Below are 11,539 nucleotides of genomic sequence, written 5' to 3' on the forward strand. Positions count from 1 at the left end.
ACCAGCCACATTAAGTTTTTGGTTTTTTAGATCAATAGTCCCATTATTAGTACCATCAGTAATATTTAGGTTTTGGGACAAGTTAGCAACGGCTTGCTTAACATCACCAATATTGGCTGCATTAGTATCAGTTGTACCACCACTTGCAACATTAGTGATTATTTTATTGCCTGCGTTGATACCATCAGTTTTATCAATGGAGATACCACCTACCGTTACTTTATCTGTTGTAATGCCAGTACCTGTAATAGCAGTAGTACCATTTGTTAAACCAGATGTGTTCATTACTGTATTGCCAGCTGTAATAGAATCTACTGTAAGATCTTTCTTCGTAGCTACAGTAATTTTCTTTTTATCTGTACTATCTTGAGTGATTAAAATATTATCGCCATTGATAAGATCTACAGTATCACCGCCTTGTACAGTTATTTTATCTGTTGTGCTGGAATTTGTTGTAAGATTCCATGCTGCACCAGCTTTAGCTGCATCAGCTGCTTTATTAATAGCATCAGCTACATTTTTAGATGTTGCTAAGCCATCATCGCCCGTTACAGATGCTACGCCTGTATTGGCATCGCTAGTAATAGCTGCACGTTTAGTGGAAATTTCAACAGTGTTGCCATTCATCTTCGTAGATACTAAGTCACCTGTCGCAGCTTTTACATTGAATGCCACATCACCATCTTTTAAGGATTGGCTAGATGCTGTGCCGCTATCTGCACCAAGAGAGATGTTACGAGCTACTGCTGTGGACGCATTATCTACTTTAGTTTTTGTAGTTGCATCAAGACCTACTGTAACAGTTTGGCCATTTACAGTTGTAGTTACACCATTAGTGCCAGATACAGTAAGCTTTTGATTTTTAAGGTTAACAGCACCATCTGTAGTGCCATCAGAAACAGTAAGATTTTGAGATAAACCATCAACAGCTTTATTGATAGAGTCCGCTACATTTTTAGCAGTCGCTAAACCATCTGTAGGACTATTTACTTTAGCTTTACCATCAGCGTCATTAGTAATAGTTTCTGTGGCAGTAGAAATAGTTACAGTACCATTTGTACCTACCGTAGCTTTTGTAAAAGTACCATCTGTAAAGTTTAAACCATTTGCCAAGGATACTTTATTTTCATTGGCACCATTAGCTTTGTATGTCAATTGTGTTTGATTAGCTAGCTTTGTAGTATCGATACCAATAGCATAATCCTTGGAGTTAGTACCTGCTGTTGGTGTAATTGTAATAGGATTATCCGCCGTATTAGCCTTGCTAACAGTTACTGCGCCTACAGCTAAATCTTTTACTTTAGCAGAATCAACAGCTACTTGTACACCTGTAGCAGAGGCCTTAGTAGTAACTAGATCGCCATCACCAGCTACTTTAAAGGTCGCATCACCGTCTTTAAGATACTTAAGACCTGTAGATCCTGTATCACCTGTTAATCCAATACCTTTAGTCGTAGCATTTACCGTACTCTTGTCTAGACCAACAACAAGACTGCCATTATTCGTACCCAATAAATCAGTTCTAATACCATTAGCACCGATTACTTTAAGTGGACTTTCACTAAGCTTAACAGTACCAGTTTTAGAATTTGTATCTAGTTTTAATGTAACAGCAGCTACAGCATTCTTTACATCTGTAATATTGGCTGCATTAGTACCTACATTACCACCGCTAGAAACATTGGTAATTTGTTGACCACCTGCACTAATACCATCTGTACCAAACTTAACAGTTTTCGTAGCAGTTTTTGCAGTTAAACCATCACGAGTTATGGTCACATTATTACTACCAGTAGTCGGACCAATTTGAAGCGTTGTATTACTCAATACATTATCGCCGGCTTTAAATGAATCGCCAGTAAAGTTTCTACCTTTTACAGAACCATTTGTACCATCTAGAGTAATTTGATTGCCACCAGAAGAAACCGTAACAGATCTATTAGCTTTCACAGTATCTACAGTAATCGCCTTATTCAAAGAAGTAGTAATTTTTTTGCCACTACGAGTTACTGTAATATTGTTGTCCCCACCAAAGATTACAGTATCTGATTTATTGATTACTTCAGGAGCACTAGGATCCCTGTCTGCCGCTAATTTCCAATGATATGCATTGGCAGAAATGGCTTTATTGATAGCATCCGCTACATTTTTAGAATCAGCCATGCCTGCAGCATTTGCAGAAGCTTGACCATTTGTGACATTAATATTTTGTGTTTTACCAGAAATTGTAAGGTTTTGGCCGTTGGCAGATGTTGTAATGTATGTATTATCGCCCTTAAGACCTAATGTACTATTTGCGATATTCACATTGCCAGTATTTACATTACCAGAGAACGCAAGGTTAACACTCTTTAATTGGGCTACGTTAACTGCATCTGTATCTCTTGTACCCGCTGCAAGACCTGTAAGTTGACGTGTTACAGTAGTACCATTACCAATAGAAACGGCACCAGTTGTACTAGTAAGTACATTGCCAGTTAAACCAGAATAATTATCTGTACGGTTTGTATTAGGATTATAACCTTTATTAGTAACACCACCTATTACATTAGCAACTGAATCTCGACCTAAAGCAACACCACCATCAACGGTAACGCTAGAATCAGGACCAATAGCAACAGATTTAACTGCACTTGCATTAGCTCTAGTACCAATAGCAATAGAATATTGAGATGTGGAATTAACGCGACTACCTATGGCAATTGATTCTAGACCATTAGCTGTCGTTGCGGAGCCGATTGCAAGAGCTCTATTGCCTGTAGCTTTAGTTGGAGTAGATCCATAAGAACCAATGGCAATAGTTCCATCACTATTTGCTGAAGCACTACCACCTAATGCCACAGAATTATCACCATCAGCCGTTACATTCATACCCATAGCAACACTATAAAATTTATTAGACTTAGCAGCTTGACCAACTGCAACACCGCCTAACGCAGCCGTAGTTTCATTAGTACCTACAGCAACACCATTTTTACCAGATGCAGAGGACTTATGACCTACTGCAAGGGAATTCTCCCCAGTAGCAGTAGTTTGCATACCAACAGCAGTAGCCGATGTAGCATTAGCTGTAGACAAAATACCTAAAACTGTTGAAGACGCACCTGTAGATGTATTCTTTCTACCTACTGCTACTGCACCTTCACCAGTAGCTTGAGATTCAGAACCAATAGCTAGAGAGTTAGATGTTTTAGCATTTGTCTTATAACCAATACTTACACCTGCACCCCCATCTGCCTTAGCAGCAGTACCAATAGCTACGCTATATCCTCCAGAAGCAACAGCATAATTATTAAATTGATCGGATGATGCGCCACCAATAGCAACATCGCCAGCATTAGTTGCTTGTGCATATGTACCACCTGCAAAAGCGCCAAAGCCAGTCGCCTGAGTAGCACTACCAATAGCAGTACCACGAACACTAGAATTCGCGATTAGGCCTAAGGATACACCACCTCTGCCAGTCGCATGAGCACCAGCACCAATAGCTACAGCTGGTTGAGCTGGATCAGCATATTGTGAATTAGCTATTGCTCTGTAACCGATAGCAATAGATTGATTACTGTTGGACTGGGATTCATTACCGATAGCAAGACCATTAGTTAAGTTTGAATACATTTTAGTACCGCCCTCAATAGTTCCAGTCGGTCTATCTGCTGCAGTTACATCTGCAACTACACCAACTTGCATTGCTAAGGCAGCTAAGATACTTGCTACTACGATTTTCTTTTTCCCTGTTTTATTTTTTGCCATTTCAGATACTACAACATAGCACTGTTTGGACTTAGACCAAATGACTTTAAATATCTTATTCATACATTTTCCTTCTTTAAATTACTAACCCTCAACTATATGAATCATATGTTCCACACTTCTCTCAGTCTGGAAATAATGAAAGCTACATAGCTTTACATTTATAAAAACATAGCTTTACATTTATAAAAACCTATCTTTAATTCTACCATAATTTATCTAATTTTCTCAATTTAAAAGTGTAATTTTTGGATATTTACTATTATCTCAATTATGCATAGAGTATGCTTAAACACGCAGTATCATCATAATTCATTTATAATTCACCTTAATAAATTGCATATTATATGAATTTTTATGCTCCTAATTGAGAACGAAAAGAATATTAGATTTCATTACAAAATTAATCACCGTCTAAAAATATTCATAAATTATTCATTATATACAGTTTTATCGATATTTTTATTAATTATTAAATTAGAATTTTCAGACTATTTTATTTTTCAGATATAGCTTTAATAAACTATTTTTGTTTTCATACTAAAAAGAGCCCCCCTCATTCGAGGAAGGCTCTTTCTAGTTTTACATATCCATTCACGGGATATACATAGTTCTAACTATATGTACAATATGATTATGCTTTATTTGCCAACAATTGGTTAACTGCTGCTTTCAACGCATCAATTTCAGATTGTTGTTGTTCAAGCTTGGATTTGTACTCTTCATTTTGGGAACGCAAGTGACTTACTTCATCTTGCATTACGTAGATAGAGCTGATAGGACCAGCTTTATAACGTTCTGGAATCGCATCTTTTCTATCACGGCTACCACCGAATTTGTGAGTTACACCAGCATTAATCATGTTATGGCTAGAACCAAGTGTAACACCAATATTGAACATAGTATCTTCAGTTTTGTAATGGGCAAGACCGATTGCACCAGCTGTTTCACCACGGTAGTTACCAATACCAGCCATAATTTGTGTTGGTTCCAATGGATCGTATTGGATTGGTTTCAACGCTGCCATAGCTGCTGCATGAGCACCTACACGTTGTGTTTCAACACCTACACGGTTAATAGCTTCTTGTAAACCTGCTTGTGCACCTTTCAATTGGCTAACGTTTACTGCATCTGTATCTGCTGTACCAGGTGCTACACCATGAATTTGGTTACCACCATTGTTCAAGCCATCTACAGTAAGGGATACAGGGCTAGCTGCAGAGTTTGCAGGGTTAATAGTCATACCTGCGCCATTAACTGTTGTAGAGTTACCAGCTGCATCTTTTACAGTTGTACCAGCAGGAGTGATTTTAGTGGATGGACCATTTTCATCACCTACAGTTACACTGTTAAGACCTTTCACGTCTTTAGCTAGGCTATATGTGAAAGTAGTACCATCTTGTTTAACTTCAAGGTTATCACCTGCTTGGAATTTAACAGTATCGCCACCTTGTACTTTTTCAACAGTACCGCCAGCTGCAGTTACGTTCCATGCAGATAGATCTTTAACTTGTTGTTTACCAGCATCTGTTAAGTTGCTCAAATCTTGATTTGCTGCATTATCGATTTTTGCTTTTGTTGCATCATCGATTTTAACAGTTACATCTTCACCATTAGCTTCAGTTGTTAAACCGTTTTCGCCTTTGATGTTGAATTTAACATCGCCTGTGCTCAAGGATTTTTCATCAGTAGAACCAGTGTTACCACCTAAGGAAATCTTACGGCCGATTGCTTCTGTGTTTTTATCGATTTGAGCTTTGTTTTTCGCAATATTATCAGCATTTTTACCAATGTTAGTTTTATTTTCTGCTACTTGATCATCAACTGCTTTTAATTGATCTTCAGTTGCTGCACGACCAGATACAGGTTGTGTTTGACCTGGTACCCAAGTTTTATTAGTCAAGCCTGTTACTTCTGGAGTTTCTACACCATCAGTTGCTTTTACTTTAGGTGCTGTAATTGTGTCATTAGCAGTTACTGTATCGAATGTTACATCTTTCTTAGTTGCAATTGTGAAATCTTTACCATTTTGAGTAATGGAAATATTATCACCATCGATGAACTTAACTGTGTTACCACCTTCAACTTTTTCAGCAGTACCATTATTAGCCACTACATTCCATGCAGATAAATCTTTAACTTGTTGTTTACCAGCATCTGTTAAGTTGCTTAAATCAGTATTTGCTGCATTATTGATTTTGTTTGCAGTATCATCGTCTAATTTAACAGTTACATCGTCACCATTAGCCTCAGTTGTAATGCCATTTGCACCTTTAATATTGAATTTCACATCACCTGTGCTCAAGGATTTTTTATCTGTATCGCCATTATCACTGCCTAAGGAAATCTTACGAGCGATAGCTGTTGTATTTTTATCAATTTGTTCTTTATTTGCCGCAATATTATCTTTGTTAGTTTTAATATCGTCAGCATTCTTAGTGATGTTAGCTTTATTTGCTGCTACTTGATCATCAACTGCTTTCAATTGATCTTCAGTGGCTGCACGACCAGATACAGGTGTTGTTTGGCCTGGTACCCAAGTTTTATTTGTTAAACCACTTACTTCTGGAGCTGTAATTTTTTGGTTTGCTGTAACGTTATCAAATGTTACATCTTTCTTTGTGGCAACTGTGAACTCTTTACCATTTTGTGTAATGGAAACATTGTCACCATCGATGAATTTAACTGTATCGCCACCTTGAACCTTTTCAGCAGTACCATTGTTAGCTACTACATTCCAAGCTGCTAAATCTTTAACTTGTTGTTCACCAGTTGGAGTCAAGTTGCTCAAATCACGGTTTGCTGCATTATCGATTTTATCTTTTGTAGCATCGTCCAATTTAACGGTTACATCTACTCCATTAGCTGCAGTAGTAATGCCATTTTCACCTTTAATATTGAACTTCACATCACCAGTGCTCAAAGATTTTTCATCTGTATCACCATCATCACTACCTAAGGAGATTTTACGAGCAATAGCTGCTGTATTTTGATCAATATTAGCTTTATTTGTAGCAATATCGCCTGCATTTTTATTGATAGCAGTTTTGTTAGCCGCAATATCACCTGCATTTTTATCGATAGCAGCTTTGTTATCTGCAATCTTTTGTTTATTATCAGCAATATCACCAGTATTTTGAGTGATATTGTCTTTGTTTGCTTTAACTTGATCGTCAACTGCTTTCAATTGATCTTCAGTTGCTGCACGACCAGACGTAATATTATTTGGATCCCAAGTTTTATTAGTCAAGCCTGTTACTTGAGGAGTTTCTACACCTGTTGTAGCCTTCACTGTTGGTGCTGTAACTGTTTGATTTGCAGTAACAGAATCGAATGTTACATCTGACTTAGTCGCAAATGTGAAGTCTTTACCAGATTGTGTAATAACAATGTTATCACCATTGATGTATTTAACAGTGTCGCCACCTTTAACATCTTCAGCAGTACCATTGTTAGCAACAACCTTCCAAGCCGCTAAATCTTTAACCTTTTTCTCACCATCTGGAGTCAAGTTGCTCAAATCTTGGTCAGCAGCGTTATCGATTTTATTTTTAGTAGCTGTATCAAGTTTAACTGTTACATCATTACCAGAAGCTGTTGTAGTAATACCATCTTCGCCTTTAATAGTGAAATCTACATCATCACTGCTTAAAGATTTCTTAGTTGTAGTACCTGTATTACCATTTAAGAAAATCTTACGAGCGATTGCTGTTGTATTTTTATCGATATTTGTTTTATTTGTTGCAATATCACCAGCATTTTTAGTAATTGCTGTTTTATTTGCATCTACTTGATCATCAACTTTTTTCAATTGATCTTCTGTTGCTGCACGACCAGATACTGGTTGTGTTTGACCTGGAACCCAAGTTGTATTAGTCAAGCCTGTTACTTGCGGTGTTTCTACACCAGTTGTAGCTTTTACTTTAGGAGCCGTGATAGCTTGGTTTGCAGTTACATTATCGAATGTTACATCTTTCTTAGTGGAGATTGTGAAATCTTTACCAGCTTGCGTAATTTCAACATTATCACCATCGATGAACTTAACAGTATCGCCGCCTTTAACATTTTCAGCAGTACCACTGTTAGCCACTACTTTCCAAGCCGCTAAATCTTTAACCTTTTGCTCACCGGCTGGGTTCAAGTTGCTCAAGTTTTTATCAGCAGCATTATCGATTTTACCTTTAGTATCAGCATCAAGTTTAACTGTTACATCATTACCAGCAGCTGTTGTAGCAATACCATCTTCACCTTTAATTTTGAAGCTTACAGCTCCATCATTTAAAGATTTCGCTGTTGTAGAACCAGTATTACCTTCTAAGGAAATTTTGTTAGCAAGTGCAGCTTTGTTAGCATCTGCTTTAGCGTCTGTTTTCTTCAATTGAGATACATTGACAGCATCTTTATCATCTACACCATCAGCTACGTTAGTAACTTTCATATCACCGGCATTGATGCCTTTGTCGCCATCAATTTTTACAGTTGGATTGCCCGCAGCATTGTTAAAAGATGCACTGTTCAAGCCAGTAAGCTCTTTCTTCAAGGACACAGAGATATTTTTATCATTTCTAGCAACTGTAATATTATCGTCGCCAGAGAAATCTACTTTATTACCTTTTTCAACGGTTGCTGTTGTCGCTTCACCATTTGCAGATAAGTTCCAGCTAGAAGAGCTATTAGCAACTGCTTGATTAATTGCATCAGCTACGTTTTGAGCATCTGCCATACCTGCAGTTGCAGAAGCAACACCATTAGTTACAGTAATATCTTGTTTTTTACCAGCAATAGTAATTTTCTTACCATTAGCTGTAGTTGTAATATATGTATCGTCACCATTTACAGCTAATTTACTGTTAGCAAGGTTTACGTCACCAGAACCAGTGTCGCCTGTGAAAGCAAGGTTTACACTCTTCAATTGTGCTACATTGACTGCATCTGTATCAGCCGTACCAGCAGCAACATAGTTGATTTGACGAGTTTGATTTGTTGTACCTACTGCAACACCACCTAATGTAGATGTTAAAGTTGCACCAGTTAAGTTAGCATATGTATCAGTACGACCAGTATTAGCATTATAGCCCGCTACACCTGCTGCAGTACTAGCAACAGACTTAGAACCTATTGCAACACCATCAACAGTTGTAGCACTAGCACCATCACCAATAGCAATCGATTTAACTGCACTTGCGTTAGATCTAGTACCGATAGCAATACCATCATTCTCTGATACTGAGCTTTTTCTACCAATAGCAATACTGTTATCTGCAGTGGAAGAGCTTTCTCCGCCAATAGCAATACCATAATCTTTAGTTGCATTGGCTAACATACCGATACCAACACCTGCAGTTCCAGCGGCCTTTGCCCTAGATCCCAATGCAGTAGAGGATGCACCAGATGCAGCAGTACCATGACCAATTGCGGTAGACTCAATATTGGAAGCTATCGCATCAGCCCCAAAAGCACTGGCATTGCCATCTGTTGCCTTAGCACCATGACCAACTGCCACAGTATCATCCTCGGACGCAATGGAGTTAGCACCTAACGCTGTAGCATTTGCCGATGTAGCTTGTGCTGATAACCCCAATGCAACTGTAGATCGACCTGTTGTATTAGCACCATCACCAATAGCTACAGAGCTTGTTGCAGCCGTATCTGTAGATGCATTAGGACCAATCGCAATAGAGTTATTAGCTTTTGCACCAGTATTATCTTTATTAGGATTATCATTAGAATTAATAGATACATATTTATGTGCAACTTGATCTGCGATAGCAGCTAACTGAGAGCCATTGATCGCATCTGTAGAAGTAGCACTTACTTCACCAGGAGCCACGTTTTTCAACTGACGTTCATATCCTGCAGCACCGAAGGAAACAATATCACCTTCTAAAGTTGAGTTACCACCAGACCAAGATGCAACTACACCATTTGGCAATGTATAGCTAGTTTGTTTGGTACCAGCCAGATCAGTAGTAGAACCACCACCTAAAGCGACAGAGTTATCACGATTTGCTTTAGCGCCTGTACCAATAGCGATGGCATTTGTTACAGAATCATTATCGGCAGCACTTGTATTAACACCTGTCAAAGAGCCAGCAATACGATTTTTAGAGTCAGCGCCCGTACCAATAGCAATGCCAGCATTACCAGATTGCCCTTTAGTACCCACTGTGATACCGATATGGTCTGCTGTAGCATTATTATAATCACGCCACTTAATTTCATACCCTGTTAAAGCTTTAACAGCATCAGAAACAGTAGCGACAGCAGGTCTACCTGTTGTAATATCAGTATAAACTGCTTTAGTAGACGTCATTCTATCAGCATCGTCACCGCCAATAACAATAGATGAGTGACCAAGAGCCTTTGTATTACCACCAATAGCAATGGCTTGGTCCCCTACAACAACCGCCCCTTGCCCCGGTAATGCACCACCACCGATGGCAATACCTTGTGAATATGAATTACCAGCTTCGTTTACTGTCGCACCAGTACCAAGAGCAACGGCAGTACCACCATTTGCAATTGAATTTTTACCTACAGCAACACTTGGTGTATTACCATATAGAGATTTTGAATAAGCATTTTGACCAATAGCAACCCCACCACCAGCAGTCTCTACTTTTGCAGCAGTACCAATTGCAACAACATCACTAAGAGTAGCTTTTACATTTGTACCTAAGCCAACAGAATTCCTACCAGAAACATTAGCTCCAGCACCAAAGCCAACAGAAGTTGGATCAGCTACGATAGGTAGAGTATTTGCTGCCAACGCCACATTAGCATTAGTCATAGCCAATGCTGCAAAGATACCAGCTACTACAATTTTCTTTTTACCGCTATTGTTTTTTGCGAATTCAGATACTACTACGTAGCATTCTTTGGATTTGCTCCAAACCACCTTAAAAATTTTGTTCATCCTTCTTTTCTCCTTTTTCTCCAATAAACCTTCTTATAATCTCTCTATATATATTTACTATAATGTGTTAGTCATAATTGACTTTCAATTTTTTCGATGTAGTTAGTATATCAAAATCTTCGATATAGTTGCAAGTGTTTTCATTAAACTTTCACAAAAATAATAACCTATGCAAATACTGCAATTATGCGGATTCTTGTATGACTCGTATCAAAATTTTACCACATATGTGTTATTTTTACACCATAAATAAAATTCTAAGATGAATATAAACTCATAATTAAATTTTTAAACCGAGTTTATAAGATTACAGGTACAGAAAAACACCTCTATAACTGAATAATACAGCTCAAACCGTACATCTTCATTACAGAGGTGTTCACTTCATTAAATCTATATAAACTTTTAAATTTTATTCCTTACCTTAAAAACATAAGCACTTTGTTCATGTGCTAATTTAATCCGCTTATGTAAACGTTCTATATATGCTCTGTATATACTTTGAGCTTCCTCAATCGATACAAGATTAAAGCTAATCCCATCTCCTACCGGCAGTTGACTAAGCCGAGGTAAATCGGCAGTAATGATTGTACCAATCTTTGTATAACCACCTGTCGTTTGGCGATCTGCCATAAGGACAATAGGTTGTCCATTAGATGGTACTTGAATAGATCCGAACACAGCACCATCAGAAATGATGTCTGCACTGTCTACGTGTTCAATTTCAGGTCCATCTAATCGGAACCCCATTCGATCGCATTCTACGCTTAGTGTGTAAATATTTTTACTAAAGGTCTTGATTCCCTTCTCGGTGAAATGTTTTGCCTGATCACCTAATACAACGCGTAACGGTTCATGACATTCACGGCC

General features: G+C 38.1%; 2 protein-coding genes and 1 pseudogene. All 3 read right to left on the reverse strand.

The genetic code is table 11. The features are described 5' to 3' along the window. Nucleotides 1-3,816: ESPR-type extended signal peptide-containing protein (locus QZ055_RS05120; RefSeq protein WP_295825081.1), on the reverse strand; the 3,816-nt coding region annotated here is incomplete at its 3' end. A gap of 571 nt (nt 3,817-4,387) precedes the next feature. After that, nucleotides 4,388-10,669: an ESPR-type extended signal peptide-containing protein gene (locus tag QZ055_RS05125; RefSeq protein WP_295825083.1), complete on the reverse strand. Its 6,282-nt coding sequence runs from the start codon at nt 10,667-10,669 to the stop codon at nt 4,388-4,390. A 405-nt stretch (nt 10,670-11,074) separates the two neighbouring features. Next, nucleotides 11,075-11,539: pseudogene (locus QZ055_RS05130) on the reverse strand (allophanate hydrolase subunit 2 family protein); the annotation flags it as partial.

This window comes from uncultured Veillonella sp., assembly GCF_905209685.1.
Taxonomy (GTDB): domain Bacteria; phylum Bacillota; class Negativicutes; order Veillonellales; family Veillonellaceae; genus Veillonella.